General features: G+C 48.0%; 12 protein-coding genes. 11 read left to right on the forward strand and 1 reads right to left on the reverse strand.

Annotated features, from left to right (window positions below):
* Position 1: 1 nt before the first annotated feature.
* A complete protein-coding gene (locus BLP80_RS16595) occupies positions 2–415 on the forward strand; it encodes a very short patch repair endonuclease (protein ID WP_371128812.1) in 414 nt (137 codons plus the stop codon).
* 5 nt (positions 416–420) lie between these two features.
* Here BLP80_RS16595 and BLP80_RS05475 read toward each other — a convergent pair whose 3' ends face one another.
* Positions 421–678 carry a hypothetical protein gene (locus tag BLP80_RS05475; protein WP_143002234.1) on the reverse strand — a complete coding sequence of 86 codons (258 nt, stop codon included), beginning with the start codon at positions 676–678 and terminating at the stop codon, positions 421–423.
* Between the two features lie 49 nt (positions 679–727).
* Here BLP80_RS05475 and BLP80_RS05480 point away from each other — a divergent pair, with 49 nt between their 5' ends.
* The 10 genes from BLP80_RS05480 (at position 728) to BLP80_RS05525 (ending at position 18,546) form a co-directional block, all read left to right on the forward strand.
* On the forward strand, positions 728–2,476 hold the full coding sequence (locus BLP80_RS05480; protein ID WP_090540943.1) for a phage portal protein: 1,749 nt from the start codon (positions 728–730) through the stop codon (positions 2,474–2,476).
* Between the two features lie 2 nt (positions 2,477–2,478).
* The gene (locus BLP80_RS05485; RefSeq protein WP_143002235.1) at positions 2,479–4,062 is read left to right on the forward strand and encodes a zeta toxin family protein; all 1,584 of its coding nucleotides are present in this window, start codon (positions 2,479–2,481) and stop codon (positions 4,060–4,062) included.
* Positions 4,046–4,240 (forward strand): hypothetical protein, encoded by a 195-nt coding sequence (locus BLP80_RS05490; protein ID WP_090540948.1) that lies wholly within the window; start codon positions 4,046–4,048, stop codon positions 4,238–4,240. Before BLP80_RS05485 ends, BLP80_RS05490 begins: the two co-directional genes overlap by 17 nt.
* A 27-nt stretch (positions 4,241–4,267) precedes the next feature.
* A complete protein-coding gene (locus tag BLP80_RS05495) occupies positions 4,268–4,849 on the forward strand; it encodes an HD domain-containing protein (protein WP_090540950.1) in 582 nt (193 codons plus the stop codon).
* A gap of 288 nt (positions 4,850–5,137) precedes the next feature.
* Positions 5,138–6,298 carry a hypothetical protein gene (locus BLP80_RS05500; RefSeq protein WP_090540952.1) on the forward strand — a complete coding sequence of 387 codons (1,161 nt, stop codon included), beginning with the start codon at positions 5,138–5,140 and terminating at the stop codon, positions 6,296–6,298.
* Complete coding sequence (locus tag BLP80_RS05505; protein WP_143002236.1) at positions 6,268–6,873, forward strand: hypothetical protein; 606 nt, start codon at positions 6,268–6,270, stop codon at positions 6,871–6,873. Before BLP80_RS05500 ends, BLP80_RS05505 begins: the two co-directional genes overlap by 31 nt.
* Positions 6,874–6,981: 108 nt before the next feature.
* Complete coding sequence (locus BLP80_RS05510) at positions 6,982–13,341, forward strand: SNF2-related protein (protein ID WP_090540956.1); 6,360 nt, start codon at positions 6,982–6,984, stop codon at positions 13,339–13,341.
* A complete protein-coding gene (locus BLP80_RS05515) occupies positions 13,334–13,660 on the forward strand; it encodes a hypothetical protein (RefSeq protein ID WP_090540958.1) in 327 nt (108 codons plus the stop codon). Before BLP80_RS05510 ends, BLP80_RS05515 begins: the two co-directional genes overlap by 8 nt.
* 25 nt (positions 13,661–13,685) lie before the next feature.
* Positions 13,686–18,221 carry a helicase-related protein gene (locus tag BLP80_RS05520; protein WP_090540960.1) on the forward strand — a complete coding sequence of 1,512 codons (4,536 nt, stop codon included), beginning with the start codon at positions 13,686–13,688 and terminating at the stop codon, positions 18,219–18,221.
* A 76-nt stretch (positions 18,222–18,297) separates the two neighbouring features.
* Positions 18,298–18,546, forward strand: a complete 249-nt coding sequence (locus BLP80_RS05525; RefSeq protein ID WP_090540962.1) for a hypothetical protein — start codon at positions 18,298–18,300, stop codon at positions 18,544–18,546.
* Positions 18,547–18,561 lie beyond the last annotated feature (15 nt).

Below are 18,561 nucleotides of genomic sequence, written 5' to 3' on the forward strand. Positions count from 1 at the left end.
TGTGGATAACCTAAGCCCCGAACAACGTCGTAGAACTATGGCGGCAGTCAAGAGCCGAGACACGGGCCTAGAAATCATAGTCAGAAGACTGCTGCACGCATCTGGGTTTCGTTTCCGACTGCATCGAAAAGACCTCCCAGGCAAACCTGATATTGTGCTGCCTAAATATCGAACAGTTATTTTGGTTCATGGCTGTTTTTGGCATCAACATCCAGAATGCAAATATTCTTCAATACCCGCTACTCGACAAGACTATTGGCAAGCTAAACTAAATCGCAATGTTTTACGAGATCAGAAAAATACCCTCGAGCTAACCGCACTCGGCTGGAAAGTTTTTATAATTTGGGAATGTGAGATTAAAGATAAAATGACATTTTCAGAAAAGATTCACCAGCTTCTATCTTTGCGGCATTAAAACAGCTAATTTGATAACCCTTTAAAACCCACATAACCTTTTAACCCCATCCGCCCAAACCCCACCTGCGGTCTTCCTTCCGCCTTATTCCGCCCAATGTCTTCCGCCATCATGGCGGTATGACACGACAAATCAAAAGCATCATCATTCACTGCACAGCCACGCCCAATGGCAAGCACTTTTCTGTCAACAATATCGATCGCTGGCACCGAGAGTGTGGATTTAATTGTTCTGCTGAATTGAAGCAGCATCAAAGATGCCATATCCGGCTGATCCTGCATCCCCGGCAGTGTCGTGATGCTACTTTAGCGCATGAACGACATTCCCTCATACGTAGCCTTCGACGATAATGCGCCACAAGATGAGCGCTATGACGCCCATGCAGAGTTACAAAAAAGTGCATTATCAGAATTAATTCCGCGCCCTGAGATACAGCCGGTCATTGACTATATTCTTGATGACTTGGCTGAACAGGAAATGAGAAAGGCTTTAGCGAAGCCGAATATCATTCCTTTCCCTTCTAAAGCAGTCAAGAATAAGCAACCTGGCATGCAATCCGTGTATCTGGATGATATGCAGGTATCGGTCATGGGGCACTACTACGATAAGCCTGGCGTGTTCAGCTTCGACTCCATGCGTGCCATGGTCGAACAGACGCCGATACTCAATTCCGTAATCATGACACGTATCCGCCAGGTTCAGCGGTTCTGCAGGATACAGGAATCCGGTCGCGGGCCTGGCTTCGAGATCAAGCTCAAAGACCGTGAGGCAGAGGTAACGGATACCAACCGTCAATCCATCCAATTGATGCAGGATTTCATGCTTAACTGCGGGTGGGAAGCAAAACCACGCCAAAGAATGCGACTTAAGCGCGATGATTTTCCGTCATTCGTGGCCAAGCTGGCCCGGGATAGTCTCACCATGGATTCAATGGCTATCGAGACAGAATACAAGCGTGACAGAAAGCTTGGGATGGATGGATTGTATGCCGTGGATGGTTCCACGATCAGGCTTTGCACGGAAGATGGTTATGAGGGAGATGACGAGATATTCGCGCTGCAGGTGGTGCAGGGGCGCATCCGTACTGCCTATACCTATGACGATCTGATCTATGTGCCGCGCAATCCGCGTACGGATGTATTAACTGGTGGTTATGGTCTGGCTGAGACCGAGTTATTGATTCGCGTGGTCACCGGCTTCCTGAATGCCATGACCTACAATCAAAAATACTTCGATAGTAACGCGATTCCCAAAGGGCTGTTGCACTTATCCGGAAATTATTCCGAGAAAGACCTGTCGGCATTCAAGCGCTACTGGAATGCAATGGTGAAGGGTGTCAACAATGCCTGGACGTTGCCGGTCATGGTATCCAAGGATCAGGAATCCCGCGCGGCCTTTGAGCGCTTTGGTGTCGATGTCGATGAGATGATGTTCTCGAAATGGATGACGTTCCTGGCATCGATCATCTGTGCCATTTACGGCATTTCTCCTGATGAGATTAACTTTGAGAGTTTTAGCGCCAGTAAATCATCCCTTTCTGGTTCGGATACATCGGAGAAGCTGGCAAATTCAAAAGACAGCGGCTTACGCCCACTTCTGACTTATCTGGAAAATATTTTCTCGGATTTCATTATTCAGGATTTCAGCGAGCAATATGTGTTTCGCTGGACAGGGCTCGATGAGGAAGACGAAGAAAAGCGCCATGAAATTCGCAAGCTGGTACTCAAGGTCAATGAAATACGCGCCCAAGAAGGTTATGACAAGCTAAATGACAAATGGGGTGAGGCCCCTGTCAATCCTGCCTTACTTGGCGCTTGGCAGTCCGAACAGCAACAGAATGATCAAGATTTTGGTAACCCGAACGAGCAAGGCGGCAATCCTGAAGGTGACGAGAATCATGGACAGTCCGATTTTGGAGATCCCGGAAAAGACGGCGCAGGGGATCAGGAAGATGCTGATTTTGGAGAGCCTGGTGAGGAAGACGGTGATGATGACAATGATTCTGATGATGAGAATCTAGGAAAGTCATTCGGCCTTCCGGTTTACACGTTCGAGGTCTGATCTTGGACAAGGTATCCCGCGCAGTAGTAGGTGACGAAATATATTTCCACCATAAAGATGACCCGTGCTGTGGAAAGGTGCTGTCTGTCGGGAAACATGGTGTGACGGTAGATCATGAAGGAAAACGTCAGAGTGTCACATGGGAACGTGTGCTAGGCCATAAGAAGCGAATATCACAAAAACTAAAAATAATACATGAAGGTGATGACGGCATGATTGTCGAGGATCCTGCGGGGAAAAGACGGTTTGTGCACATTCCACCGGAAGCGAAAGAGGATCAATACATGGTTAAAGCATTGGCTGATAAACGGCTATTGTTGTTTACAAAGTCAGAGAAGATCGCTAATCGTGCAGGCCTTCACTTGGAAAACAGGACGGACCGTACAGGACGAAATCAAAAAAAATGGGTACGAAGTAATCCTGAAATCACCGCAGGTAATAAACGATCAAAAGCAAAAGACCCTGACCCAAAGGATAGGCGTGGATCAACGGCAGGATATGGTATCCATAATATTGAGGCTGTTGACAGAATTCAATTTAAATTAGGAGAGCTTACCGGAGAGGGTGAGGTCGTTGGCAATCCTGGTAAAGATGGTGCTCATGTCAAGGATTCAAGCGGTCATATTCATCAGGTGCGCTGGGATCAGGTAACAGGGCACAAAGCAGGTCCAAGTACGAAGAAGCCAGAGCACGAGAGACCGGTTCTAGGCAAGCAGGAGCCTATTCATCCTGATAATTTTAATGCGTCAGAATACGCAAAAACTCATGATAAAGCTGATGTGACTCCAGAAGAAATTCTTTACCACTTCCCAGAGGATACTACAGATAAAATTACGAACGTTCGTGATCGACTGAGATCGGTTGAGCAGACAATTGATAAGTACAGGCAGGACGGCAAGTATGAAGATGCACGTAAAGCATTGCATCATCAGATTGTCCGTAAAATTATGTCACCCGAGAAAATTAAGGATGCTACGCCATTTGATGGTGAGAAACCTGTATTTATCATTTTGGGAGGTCGTGGAGGATCAGGCAAGTCATGGTTTGAAGGAAATGTTTACGATCCATCTAAATTTATCGTGTTGGATGCTGATCATATAAAAGGCATGCTTCCTGAATATGAGGGTTGGAATGCACACCAGGTTCATGAAGAATCCGGTGATATATTCGATGAATTGGTTAAGACTGCACGTTTCCTTGGCTTGAACGTAGTTCTTGATAAAACTATGAAAACCGCCAAGAGCTCAATTGCAGACGTTCATGCGTTTAAGGATGCCGGATACCGAACGGAGGCACATTATATGCATTTGCCGCGCCAAGAAGCAGCCAAGAGAGCGGTGGCTAGGTTTCTTGGAAAAACCAAGAGATTTGTGCCGCCAGAGGTAGTATTGAGCAATACGACCAATGAGCATAGCTTTGATCAAGTCAAACATTTAGTAGATGACTGGAGTTTCCGTGATAATAACGTACAGCAAGGTCAGCAGCCTATTTTGATCTCAATGAAGAAGGCCATTGCGAAATTGACGAAGGCAATTAGTGAGAGGATAATTGTATTTTGGAGGTGCAACGATGGAAAAACACAATGAAGTGAATGTGAAAAAGCCCATTCCAGGACCTGATGAAAGGCCAGACCTGTACGATGCCTATGATGGTATTGATAGACCAGAGGGATATAAAACAGGTGTAGAGATGCCTGATTATATCCAGAAGATGATTGAAGAACGGAAGGCTAAACAGCAACAGCCAGCAGTAACTAATCATTAAATCAAATCTGGAAGAAGGGGGAAAAGAATGGAGCAAGTTATCCCATTCTTCAAGTCGCACATTAGCGGCTACACCCGAGGTAATACCTACGTTCATGACCATTACCGTCGAGCTGCAAAATTTGCGGCTGCCAAGCATAAAGGCCAAACCCGCAAGGATGGCAAAACACCCTACATAACACACCCAGTCCAGGTGGCATCTATTCTGAGTAGAGAGGCCAAAGTAACCGATCCGGTTATCCTGTTAAGCGCATTACTACATGACACACTGGAAGATACCGACACCAGCTACGAGGAATTGGAAGCAGAGTTCGGCAACGAGGTTGCCAATCTGGTGCTGGAAGTAACCAATAATCCAAACCTATCCAAGCTGGACAGCAAAACAGCACAAATTGCCAAGCCGTGGTCTCCAAAGGCTATCAGACTCAAGATGGCCGACAAGACGGCTAACCTGCGCGATCTGGTCAATGCTCCACCAGTTGGAATGTCAAAAGACAAAAAGATTGAATACGCCAATCATGCCAGAAAGGTGATTGAAGGCATGAGAGAGCATCCAGAAGCGTTAAAACGATTATTCGATCTAGCCTACCAAATAGTTCTCAGTCACTAAACTGCTTCATTCCATAGCGGTATGGTGTCGTAACGTACCATAATTATCTTCGACAACCTGGGCAAAACTTTTTGCTGCTAAGTATTGTCTTATTAATTACTCCGAGCGTGTGTGTGGGGTGCTTCAAAAAACATCACGCAGCTGGTGAGCAGATCTCCTTTTGCAGAGTTACCCATCCTCTGTTTCTTGCGTGAGCCAGTCGATTCCGTGCGTTAGTCGGCGATTCTATTTTTGCAAGCTGAGAAACCGGCTGCAACTATTGTATGTCGTGACCTGACAATATGTGTCATGACAACGCTTCTAATCGATATAGGCCCATTGAGCGAACATCAATCAGATGAAGCGCTAGAGGCAATCTACAAATCAGTCCACGATCATGGCGGTGATGATTCTATCTGGAATCCGCATGAATCCCCATATATCAGACGATTAATCGAGTTATTTACCGAACGAGGATTAACTCGTCTCGAAAAGGTAAGGACAGAGTTAACTGCGTGGGCTAAAGGTGAAAAACACCGTAAAGATAGTCCTGTTCCAAGGCCGGAGGGCATGATACGCCGGTGGGACAAAGGCGAGCTTGCATTGGTCAAGCTCTATCTTGAAGCCTTGCCACCGGAGCAATTCACCCTGGATGATTGGGGAATGGTCGTTGATTTTTTGGTGCAGCGTTATCTGCCGGAAGATGAATTGCGTACCGAAGCAGAATGGCTGGCAACGCGATCAGGATTAATGGGCAAGGTGCAAGCAAACATGCAAAAGTCACCAAACTTGAAGCAGGCAGACAGGTTGCTGGCAGCTATGCCCAATACCGTCAAGGGTGCGTCCAAGCAATTCAAACTATCATCCGTGCAACATGCGGTACTGGACTTTGGGCGTGCGCGTGCAGCCGAAGCAGTGACAAGGCTATCTGACAACGTGCGTCACAAAATGCGTGATGTGATCATGCAGCATGAAGAACAGAAGATGCTCAATGGTGGAGCAGCTACGCCGGGGTCAGCCCTAAAAACGCGATTGTTAGATGAATTTGCCGTATTGAACAGAGATTGGCGGCGTATTGCGTTGACAGAAGCAGGAGAGGTCGCAAATCAAGGATTTATTGCTTCATTGTCTCCTGGCGCCAAGGTAAAAAGAATTGAGCAGTATCGTGGAGCATGTCCATTTTGCCGGAAGATAGACGGTGTAGTAATGGAAGTGGTTCCAGCTAGCAAGGATGATAAAGACCCGGATAAGATGATTTGGGTAGGAAAAAACAATGTAGAGCGATCAGGTTCCCCGCGTAAACGTGTAGGAGGCGAGTTGGTGGAGCGTTTGCCTGAAGAGCAGTGGTGGGTGCCTGCAGGTGTAGCGCATCCAATGTGCCGTGGTCAATGGATAAAATTATCCGAATCCAGAGCGGATGATGATCCTGATTTTGCTGAATGGTTGAAAAATACACTGGAGAAGAAATGATATTTTTCCTCAAGAATCATCCTATCAATCAAGCTGTAATTCGTGGTGCTGCAGTCAAAGACCTGAATGAAGGTGAAATTCGTCGCAATCCTGGCGAACCATCTCCAGAAGCAGCCAAGGCTGACAAGTACAAAATGCCTGTTATCAAGTGGCGAGGATTGAGCATTCGTATCGAGAATCCTGCCGGTTCCGTGCGCCGTGGCCATAACTGGGAAACCAGAATGAAATATGACTACGGTTATATCAGCGGCTCAAATGGAGTAGATGGGGACGAGGTGGATGTATATCTTGGGCCATATCTTGATATAGCAGAAATCGTTTACGTAGTTCATCAGCGCAAATACGGCAAGTGGAACCAATACGACGAAGATAAATGTTTGATCGGATTTATGTCTGAGGATGAAGCCAAGGCAGCTTACCTTGCGCATTACGATGATCCACGCTTTCTAGGGCCAATAACAGCATTGCCGGTTGAGGAATTTATCGAAAAGGTCAAAGCGACAAGAGAACAGTCTGGAATGATCAAATCGATGATTCTATTCTTCAAAGCCAACGTCAATCGGTGCTCGATTTAATGCTGCGATGATGAATATCTAAGCATCACATTCTTAAAACAAGATTCATAAAAAAAGCATCGTGACACGACAATAGGCTCAATAACCTTTTGTCGAAGTCGCGAGCCTATGTTGATTCTTTTCCTGAAAGCAGAACAGCAATCGCTGCTGTTTGACGCTCCTGTATTAGTGCAGGGATCAGTCCGTAAAGACGGAAGTGTAGTAAAACCGCACGTGCGGATTCAAAAAAAGAAACTGCCTGATTCTGGCGGTACGCAGGGGAATTTATTTGGTGATAATTCCACTGAACAATCGAAAAAACCCTCAAAGTTAGACGCATTCATTGCCAAGCAAGGCGGAATGCAGTCTCTTGCGTCCAAGCTATCAATGCTGACTGAAGGTCAGCAACAAACGATCTTCGAGAAAATAGCTGCACTTGATGGCAAGACCATCAAGGAAGTATCTGCGATGTTCGATGGGCTGAAGGTCGAGGAAGTGAAACAGCCCGATCTATTTGCGCAACCTGCTGCGTCTGGGAATCCTTCTAAGACCGAGGGTTATGTGACACCTCCCAAACTTGATTTGCCAATTGTAGAGCACGACGGTGACACCTGGTATATCACCAACACTGGAGCCGCTCGTGAGGATGGTAAGGTCTATGCACACCTATCCAGCGCGACACGTGGGCGGCATGCCAGAAACGGCATTTACCCAGTTCAAATATCTGACTGGATCAGGCTTGATAAGCCGGAAGTGTCCGAGTCTGCAAGTGATGATCTGCCTATCGTCGAGCACGTCACTAGGAAGGGCAAGATCATACGAGGAATTATCCGAAAGGATTTGACCAAGGAAGAAGCTGCCGGAATCGACCAATATACCTTCCTTAAGGATGGTGGCTGGTTTATCCGGGAAAAGCATCTGGAAGGAGAGGCCTATCAAAACTCAATTAAGAAAAAAACACCATTAGACACTAACGATTCCAATGATTCGGAAACCGTCAGTCAAGAGAAAATCGATAATGCTATCGATCCCCTGGTCTTTGGTGTGAAAGCTGGTATTACCAAGGCAGAGCGTAGGAAGCTGAATACGGCTGCTGCGGCTCTGGTGATGAAAGTGCCGGGAGATATGACCGATGCAGACCGAGCATTATTGCGCCAGTATTCCGGGAATGGCGGTTGCGGTGATTCGCTTAACGAATTCTATACCGATCCGGCAGTGGCATTGGCTATGTGGAAGGTTGCGGAAAGACTTGGTATTACCCACGGCACGGCTTTGGAGCCATCATGTGGATCGGGCGTATTCCTGCACACTGCGCCTGATGGAATCAAGGTTACCGGTGTCGAATTGGAAAGTATTTCCGCTAAGATAGCTGAAGCATTGCATGGTGAGCGTCATGAAATCGTGAATGCATCGCTGGAACGCTTTGCTACACAGGATACGCGGCGATTCGATATCGTGATCGGCAATCCGCCGTATGGGCCGCGAGGCATGCTTCTGAAAGATGACAAGAAGGATTTGTCGAAGGCGGAAGAGTATTTCATCGACACCAGCTTGGATAAAACGCGGGCTGATGGATTGTGTATGCTGGTAGTGCCAAGCGGCATTATGGATAGCAAGAATGGGCGCAAGTTCCGGGAAAGAATGTTGCGTAAGGCTGAATTCCTGGGCGCTCAGCGGCTGCCTAATAGTGCATTCGAGGCAAGTCATACCGATGTTACCGCAGATGTGATTTATTTGCGTAAACGGCCCGATGATGTGGCTGGGGCGCTGGGTACGCTGGATAAAAAGACGTTGCAATCGATTGGCGTATGGGATGACGAATTCCTGTCAGGAGCTTACTTTGAAGGGCGCGGCAAAAGTAACGTGTTCGGTGAAGTGGGCACGGCAATGCGCGCTTTCGGTGAGATTTACACGGTCAATGGTTCAATGCGTGACGTACCTGATCTGATTGAGAAATTCGACCCGAACTCAGAAACTAAAACACCGTCAATGCAGGATATCTTGAATGCCTTGCCGGATGAAAGCGACAAGAATCGCGCGCTAAATGCTGCCGACAAAAAACCTTATCATGATGGTGCCAAGGTAGGGGATATCAAGATAGAGGATGGCGTTACCTACGTATTGCAGGGCAATCCTCCCCGTTGGCACAGAGCTGACGAGGCCATGCAGTCTGAAGCGGTGACGAGTGCTTTGGAGCTGGCTGCCGAAATCGATAGATTAATGAGCGGGCAAGCCGTGGATCGGGCCAAGCTTGAAGAAGATGTGCGGGAATGGATGGGGCTGCATGGCATACCATCCAATCACCCGGATTTATTGGTTGCTGCTGCGAACGATAAAACCCTGTATCGGCTGATAGGAGCGGTAGGCAAGGATGGCAGATTATCTGATGTTGTGTCCGGTAGAGAAGCAGAAAGGATTGAGGGCGGATTTGATGCGGTTGCTCAATCGTTGGCGCTATCTCATGAGTCTGGTGACTTCACAGTGGCTGAATTGGCTGAAGCTCTGAATAAAGATGAAGACGAAGTGCTAGATCAGCTATTTGCGGATGCGCGCTATGCGGTGGTTAATGACGAGCGCTGGTCTCCCATGGATGCTTATCTGACCGGGCAATTATGGCCTAAGCTCGATACGGTCAATGCCAAGCTGTCCGTGGGTGGAATGGATGGCGTAATGCGATCGAAGCTAGAGAATCAGAAGCGCCAGCTTGAGGAAACCATCGATCCGAAATCGCTTGAGGATGTGGATATCCAATTGAATAGCGCATTCATTCCATTGAATGTCATGGAAGTGTGGATTGATAGTCGGGCCGATGAGTTGCGTGAAAAATTCCCTGAATCTAGCTGGTATCGGGATATGGCGCCGGCGTCTGTGACGTTCGAGGGCGGCGTTTACAAGATAGGTAAAGGGGTGGCTATCAATGACGGATTGCTCGATAAATACCTGAATCGTACCGGCGTCAGAAAAGATGATCTGCCTACCATCGAAGAGTGGAACGAGCAATTCAAAGAGTGGTTGCTCACGTCTGAACATCGGGAGATGGTGGAGGATTTATATAATCGTAAATTCCGTGGGTTCGTGCATCGTGAATATTCTGATGAACCGATTGATATTCCTGGTCTGGCGAATCATGACAAGATCAAGCCATATCAGTGGCCCGGTCTGCGGTGGGCGCTTGCGGCAGGCAAGGGCATTATTGCGGACGATGTCGGGCTAGGCAAGACGATCCGGGCGCTGATGTTGGCGCGACTGGCCAAGCTTACCGGCAAAGCTCAAAAACCTATTATCGTCGCGCCTAAATCGGTGCTGGCCAACTGGTATGTGGAATCTCAAAAATGGTTCCCTGGTTCCAAAGTGATGACCATAGGCGGTGATTTTTCTTATGATGCGAACGGTAAGCTAGTTGGGCGGGACGACAACAAAAATGAGCGTGAACGTAAATACCATGACATAACGCAAAACGATTATGACTTCATTGTTATCTCTGAGCCGGTATTTCAGGAAATCGACCTTGACCCTAAAACCAAAAAAGAGATGTACGACACAGATTTTTGGGTGCAACGTGGCGATTCGTTGGGTAATGCCGGTGATAAGCGCATCAAGAAAATCCGCGAAGCTTATGAGCAATCGATTGCCAAGCGAGAGTTCTCCGGCACAACGGGCGTGATTTACTTCAATGATTTGGGCGTGGATATGGTGATTGCGGATGAGGCACACCATAACAAGAATCTATATGCGGCGAAATCTCGTTTCGGTGACAGTCCAAAATTCTTGGGTGGTCAGGGTCTGTCGAATCGGGCACTTGACTTCAATTTAAAGGCCCGTTGGCTGTTGAATAATAATGGCGGCAAGGGTGTTTATGGTCTGACAGCCACACCTACCAAAAATAGCCCGTTGGAAATCTACTCAATGTTGTCGCACATCGCACCAGAAGCATTTGAAAGAATCGGTATCCGTAACAGTGAAGAATTCCTGGATAGATTCTGCAAGTTCGAGACAGATAATGTCTTGAGCACTAGCGGCGAGATTGAGGAAGCTTTGGTAGTTGCTGGCTTCAAGAACATGGATGAATTGCGCAATCTCATGGCGCAATATATACGTCGCACCACGGCGGATGACGTTGGGCTCAAGCTGCCTGGGCGTGATGATCGAATGCACCTGATTGATATGACGCCACAGCAACAAGCTGTCTATGATGAATTGCGTGAGATGGCCGTCAATGCTGCCAAGAAAGACGCTACCGGCGATGCGCACATATTCAGTGTCATGGATAAAATGAACAAAGCGGCCCTTGACCTGGAAATATATGATCCCGAGACTTACGTGGGCGTTACCAGTCCGAAATACAAGGAGCTCGCCAAGCACGTTGCTAGCGGCATTAAAGAGGGCGGTCAGGTTGTATTTTCTGATTACATTGATGCTCACGACAAGATTGTGAGAGAGCTTGTAAAATCCGGCATACCTAAAAATAAAATCGGTGTGATTAATGCCCAAGTGGCGTCGAGTTCGGTGAAGCGTCAGAATATTGCCGATCAGTTCAATAGCGGCAAACTGAAAGTGGTTATCGGTAACACAGCTACCATGGGTGAGGGTATTAACTTGCAAATGGGCACCACTGATATTCACCATATGGACTTGCCGTGGGAGCCCGCCAGCGTGCAACAACGTAATGGCCGTGGATTACGCCAAGGCAATATCAGCGAGGCTGTGAGAATTCATACTTACCTGTCAAAAGGGTCGTTTGACGGCTACCGTTACCAGTCGATAGGCGCCAAGAAGGATTGGCAAGACTTGCTATGGAATGGCGGTGATAAGATTGAAAATCTGTCTCGGGAGGGCAATATTAGCCGGGATGAAATGCTTATTATGCTGTCCGCTGACCCTGATGCGGCGCGTGAGAAATTTGCTTCCGACAAAGAAGCTGCGCTGCAGCGTCACGAGGCCGGTGAGCGCGCCAAAGCTGCCGAGGAATACGTTAGGTTCCAGACTTTAACGGCGGGCTACAAAGCGCTTAAAAACAAAAACACGACCAGTGCCGCAATGCTGCAATCCAAGATGGAGAAGGCTAGGGTTGCGTTGAAAGGCAATCGATTCTTTACCGCAAAAAACCTGCTGGATTCAGATACCGATGCACTCATGGAGCCGCAATCCGGGAATGTTTTTCATGCTGGCTTCGCGTTTCATGCCGTGAATGAAGGGGGTGAAAAAGAAGGTCAATTTGTCGTAACCGGCGTTAATCTCAAAGATCGCACCGTATCCGTTCGAGGCTACGCTGATATTGATGGGCGTAAGCGCACCGTGAAGCTTGCTGATTTGAAACACGGTATTACTCCTTTTGCTTTCAGCGAAGAGGATGAAGCAAAGGCAGTGTCTATCAAGATTGAAGAAAGGGCGGCGGCGGGATTGAGTGATATCAAAGATTACAAGCAGCTTGTCGGTATTCCGTCTAATGTCTTAACTGCATCGGGTGCTGCCATTCAGGCGCAATTGAAGGAGGGTGCTAAGAATTACAAGCTAAGCATTCCGAATGGGAAGTTACCCATGATAAATAAAGAGAGCGGCGCTTTTGATTTGGTGGATCATTATTCTGTGCGTGACAAGCTAGATACTCATGATTTTGTGCTGCCTACCGATGAGAATAAAAAACGACTGGAAGACGCCTGGATGGATCAGGAGCGCAATATAAAATTTGGCACAGAGGCATTTACATCGAGCAGAAAGCGAGGCAGTAATAGCAGTGGTGTGACGCATGCAATCAAAGAATACAGAGGGGCATCGTTTGGAGATAAAAAAGTCAATCCATTTTCGAGTCATGTTGCTAGTACAAATGGCGAATCATTCTCTTATTACGATGAAAGAACATCGAAATCTGTCAAGGCGCTGAAGGATCGTTTCCATAAAGAGCAAGTCGAAAGAGCCAAGAAAGCCAAAACGCTTAATCAGACAATTGACGAGGTTGCGCCCTTGGGTGTGGTTCAGGACTACACGAAAGGGCATGGCGCGCACGTAAAGCTGCCCAAAAAGGCGCTGGCTATCCTGTGGGCAAAAGCACGGCACCTGGGTGTATTGGGCGATAAATTAGTCGATCATTTGCCGCAAGTCGAGGTGCTTGGTGGCCGGTCGCTTGGTAAGCACAATGGGTACTTTCACGGATCTAGGCACGAAAAATCGGTGCATGCCGCATTGATTGGCATGGCGAAAGATGCTGGGTACGACGATCTTGTTTCAGCAATGGTTGAATCCGGCCTGCGTCATTACAAAGAAGCAGATCATAAGGAGGTATTGAGCCAGTTGCATCAAGACTATGGTCACAGCGATCAAGTGCTTAAAATGATGCTTAAATTAGCGGAAGCATCTGGCATTGCTGACATGAAGGCGGTTAATGCGGAAACCGGTATTCAGAATGCTGGAATACTGCGGCCTAGACAATGGGGCGGGGATGAGCATAAAACGATACGAGAAATCATAGAGGGGCGCATTAAGAATGGTTGATCCTAAAACGTTCGCAGATTCTACCCTGCAACTGTTGCAGCAAGACCCGAGGCGTTATAGAAATTTTGGCGTCTATTGGTATTTTGTCAAAGCGCTGATGAAGCGATATTATACGAATGAAAATCTGTATCTATTGGGCGAGTATATGGATGCAGATACGATAGCCAGAATGCCTGAGCATAAGACTCTGCAGGAAGCGATAGAAGCTGCTGTAGAAGAATATCGTAGCAATGCATCATATAACCTGGGGCGTGAAACTGTGGAGGATTTATCGGGCGGTGGGGTAATTCTTTTGCATGATGAAGATGCTGGAGTCTGATTTGTCGTGACCTTACGATTGGCTGATGAAGCCAATCTTCTTTCTAAAAGCGGCAATTCCTCCTGGCGCGCGCTGGATCACGGTACATCCCAACGGTAAGGATGCAAAAGGTCAGCCGTTACTCATTCAGGAGGAATCAGATGGAAGCATGCGCGTTATTGGCGGTGCTGGCGGCAAGCTTAACTACCTGAAGCTGCGTAATGTACGCTCAGAATCCGATTACAAGAAAGAGGCGGCTGAGCGTAGAAAAGCGCAAACCGAACAAAGAAAAGAGCAGCGCAAAAAAGATAAAGAGCTTGGTATAGGTGAGTCCAAAACCAAGGTGCGTCAAGCGATCATTCAGCAACGCAAGGTAGCTGAGAAGGAATACGTTCAGGCTGTTGCGCAATCAATGAGTTGGGATCAATCTTCTCTGGAATTTCCAGAAAAAGAGTACGGCCATCTATCTGAAGCGACCATCAACAAGCTGCGCAATACCCATCACAAAAAACTACTGGAAAAAGCAAAGCAAGCAGTAGAGCTGCAACGGCAAAAATTGCTATCAAGCGAAGAAGCAAGACTAGCCGCTGGAATAGGTGAAATACCGCTCAATTCGCAAGATGAGGAAACGCTCTCTGTTGATGATCTTGATCCCGTTCCCAGTCAATCCAGCGGCCTTGGTTATGATACCAATTACAAAGGAAGAGCTGAACAAGCCGGTTTAACCGATGATGAGCTGTCAGTCGAATCCAACAAAATCCGCTCTGAGAAACTTGCTCAGTTAACCGATGCTCAACGAATGGCGGCAATTCGCCGTGGTGAAGCATCAAAGCTATTGAGAGCTGAACTTGAGAATATCCGTGAGCCGGTTGTATCCAATGCCGTGAATGTGCTGGACGATGCTAAGGCTGCGGTCGAATTACTCAAGGCCGAAAAGAAACTGAAAGCCATTAATCAGCAGGCTAAAGTAAAATTGGCCGAAGTTGATGCAGCTACCAGCAAGGTGGAACCGAAAGCATTCGTGCTCGAGTATTCTGCTGATCCGGATCTGGAAAAGAGCATTGCAGAAGATATCGAAAACGACCTTCGCACTGCGCAAACACGCACATTTTTGGCGGAATTTCAGCGGTTAGCCGGTGATAAACCGGAGGAAACCGTTGGAAAATATATGGGTATCGGTGCTTATAACAGCATTAATTCCCTGGCGCTTGCTGTGGGCGGTGATGCTTTGGTAGATCGCTCAGTGGTCGATGTGCTGGGTATAGCCGGTGCAGCGCAAGTGCTGGCAAGGCGAATCCATAACGATCTGAAAGAAGACGTGGATCGGATTGCTGAAGGCATGCAGGAATTCCACCTTCATCATTACATGGAAACCAGCGAACAGGCATTGGGCCGAGCGCGTGAATTGATGGATGTCGCACGTGAAATAGAGATAGGCGAGGGCGCAACAGGAGCCGATCTTAAAACGGCGCAAGAGCTCAATTCTAAGCGTAGAACTGCGGTGACGGATGCGCAAAAGATCGTAGGGCAGGCGTTGGGCGAGATGGAAGCCAATGCGGCGCTGGTGGTTGCGCTCAAGCAGGGTGCAAAAGATTCAGTACAGGTACCGTTAGGCAATCTGCCGGTGGATAGCACGGTCGTTCGAGCACGGGCAATCGGATTGCAGCGTGGCGACTATCAAATTGACGATTTATCCGGTCAGACCTTCTTGACAATTAACGCTGATGGAATGGATAGACTGGCAAAACCTGTCAATCGGGCAGATGTCGAGCAAATCAAGCGTAACCTATCAATCATGCGTGGCGATCACGATGAAGATGGTTGGCTGCCGTTGGGCGTTGCCAACAGGCCGGATTTGGCAATGGAGGTTAAGCCGGGTATTGCGCCAAGGTTAGCTGAACCATTTCAACCGGGCGAGGACTTGGAACAATCACTGCGAGATTATATCGGTGGACGCACGGCTGATGGTGATACGCCTGCCGATATTCTGGCTGATATTCAATCGCTGGATTTCTTCCAGAAAGCAGGTAGTGATGAAGCGTACAGAGCTGCGCTAGATGTTGTTGCACCATTAAAGGATCAAGATGGAAAAATACAACGAGCTGAATCGCTCTCTGACCATTTCGAGCAATATGCAGACCAATTCGTACAATCCAGATACGGTGGATCAAGATCCCCGATCAACCGTCAAAAGTTTGAAATCAACCAAAAATCAGTTGATGCACTCCATCGCGCATTGTCAGAGGCACCGGAGGGTGTGGCGGCATATAAGCAGATAGGCGAGTTGACCCATACTGATCAAAGGACGCTTAGAGAGTATTTCTATCGTCATGTGGCGAAGGAAACCCCGGAATCCAGCATGTTGCGTCAAGACCTGGAGCAATTGGACAAAAACGAGCCGGAAAAAGAGTTTGTCGATATGTTTGGCGACACGGCTACTAACCCGGAATGGTCGGCTTGGCGCAATCAGCGTGATGAGCTTGCGGCGAAGGTTAATGCTGCATCTCTAACCTGGGATAAGTATATTGACACGATGCGTGGGCATGAAAAAGCCTACGAGTCCATTCAGGACATGATTCGTTCGCGCGTGTCCAAAAAGTTTGTTGATGAGCACAATAAACTGAATCCCGATAATCCTTTGAAGATAGGCCGGTCTGTTATCCGTAATAACCTGAATCATCTGGATGCAACAGACCAGGAAACGCGGGAAGCAAGAATGGCAGAACAAAGGCAGTTGATAGACAGTCTGCGTGAGCGCTCTCAAGGCAGATATGCTGCAGGTTCTGTCTCTGACAAACTGGATGCGGTGAGAGAACGTCAGGAAGCGTTTGAACAGTCGCAAATGGATTTCTTTTCTACTGAGGAAATGCCTGCTGAGGAAGCCATTAAAGAATTAAGAAGCGATGAGCGGCATACAGTAGGGCATGAAGCAGAGCGGCAGATTGCCGGGATGATGGGTATTGTCGGCAAAAACTTTAAGCCGGGGCAACCCGTAAAACTCTGGAATCCATCGATGAGCGGGGGCGATAATTACGCGCGTCAGCGGGCTATCAAGCTGATTCAGGCAAACAAGCGCATCGGCTTGCACCTAGGCGCGGGATCCGGAAAAACGCTTGTCGGTCTCGGCGGATTTACCCATCTTCATCAGCAAGGGCTTGTAAAAAGAGGGATTGCGGTAGTTCCAAGCATAGTCCAAGGGCAGTTTTCGGGAGAGGCCATCAGGTATCTTGAGCCGAACAAGTTTAACTGGCACATCGAGCCTGGCGCAAACCGTGCGGAGCGAATCGCGGCATATAAAAATCCTGATAATCATCTTTGTGTTGTAACTCATCAATCGCTTCGTGACGATCTGTTATATCTGGGTTCGCAACGCGCGGGTATTCCGCCAAAAGAAATGTCTGAGCGTGTATCAGTGATGACTCACGCAGAACGCAAAGAGTGGGCGCGTGATCTGATGGAGAAAGAAGGAATCGATTTTCAGTACATGATGATCGATGAAGGTCATAACCTTCTCGACCGTCAAGGGAAGGAAGATTCCGCCATGTCCAACGTGATCGGCTCTTTTTCTGCAAATACTCCTTACTATGTGAGCATGACCGCCGACCCGGTTCGCAATGACGCGTCGGAAATATTCTCCGCGTTGCAGAAGGTAGCACCGGAAAGATATACCGACAGAGCGGAGTTCATGCGCCGCTACGGAACAGATACATTGGCATCAAAGGATGCATTGCGTCGAGAAATGGCAAGATACTTCTATCCTCACAAGATAGAACCAAAAGTCAATGTCAAAAGCGATGTGGTGAACGTGCCGCTCAGTGAAGGCCAGAAACACGCTCTGTCTTCATTGGATAAGGATTTGGCGTCTATGCGCATTGCCAGAATGCAAGGCAAGGTGGATATTGAAGCTGCAAAACGGGTGAATCCCGCTATGTTCGATGGCGTTCCCGAAGATCGGCATGAATCGATTGCGAAGTCGTTGCAAAACGCAATTGGGATTGTCCGTGAGTCCGCTACGCAACGAATAATCAATGCTCACCCAGAATCTGCGAAACTGGACGAAGTGGCGAAACAGGTCAAAGCGAGAAGCGGGAAACCAGGAATTATTTTTTCACACAGCCTGGAAGCCGTTGAATCCATCAAGTCGCGGCTGGAAAAGGAAGGGATGCGCGTCGTTACGATATCAGGAGCAGATTCGTCTGCTGAGAAGGATCGTAAGCGCAAGATGTTCAGCCCCGATGGGGGTGAAGAACCGAAAGTCGATATTCTTGTGGCGTCAGATGCTGCAAGCACGGGGCTAAACGCGCAGCGCGGTCAGTACCTGATTCAGTACGACGTGGTGAATACTGCGATGACTCACGCCCAGAGGAGGGCGCGCATACACCGGATTGGGCAGAAAAATGATATTGAATTGATTGATTTGGTTGGAGACCATCCTTCTGAGCGCAGAGCAAGAGACCGATTGGCAAAAAAGTATCAGTTGAGGGATTTGACTACGAGCCCGCTGGAAGGACTTGATGATACCGGCCTGGCTTATTTCCTGCGCCAGCGAGAACTAACACAAAATCAAGGAGGGTTGTTTTGAGAGCAATTATTTTTGCCCTGCTGCTTGTTAGTTGCGGGGTTTCCCCGGCGTCTGACAGTTTTCTGGAGACACGCTGTTGATTGATGATCTCAAGGATCGCTCAAGGAGACAGCTAGGCGAGTTGGCCGTCATGCAGCATCGCATCAATGAAAGCGAGAAGCTGATACTCAAGCGGGCTGAAACGAGGCTGGATGAAGTCAATGCGCGCATTCAGCAAATACGGTCTTCATCATTGGACCAGTCGCAGGAATATATGAATTTAATCAAAGAGCGTGGCCTGCTGCACATGATCATCGCGCAAGCAAAAGCATCTATTCGGATTTAGTTTCACTTGGAATTC

Origin of the sequence: Nitrosomonas sp. Nm132, from assembly GCF_900100485.1 — a bacterium.
In the GTDB taxonomy this organism is placed as follows: Bacteria; Pseudomonadota; Gammaproteobacteria; order Burkholderiales; family Nitrosomonadaceae; genus Nitrosomonas.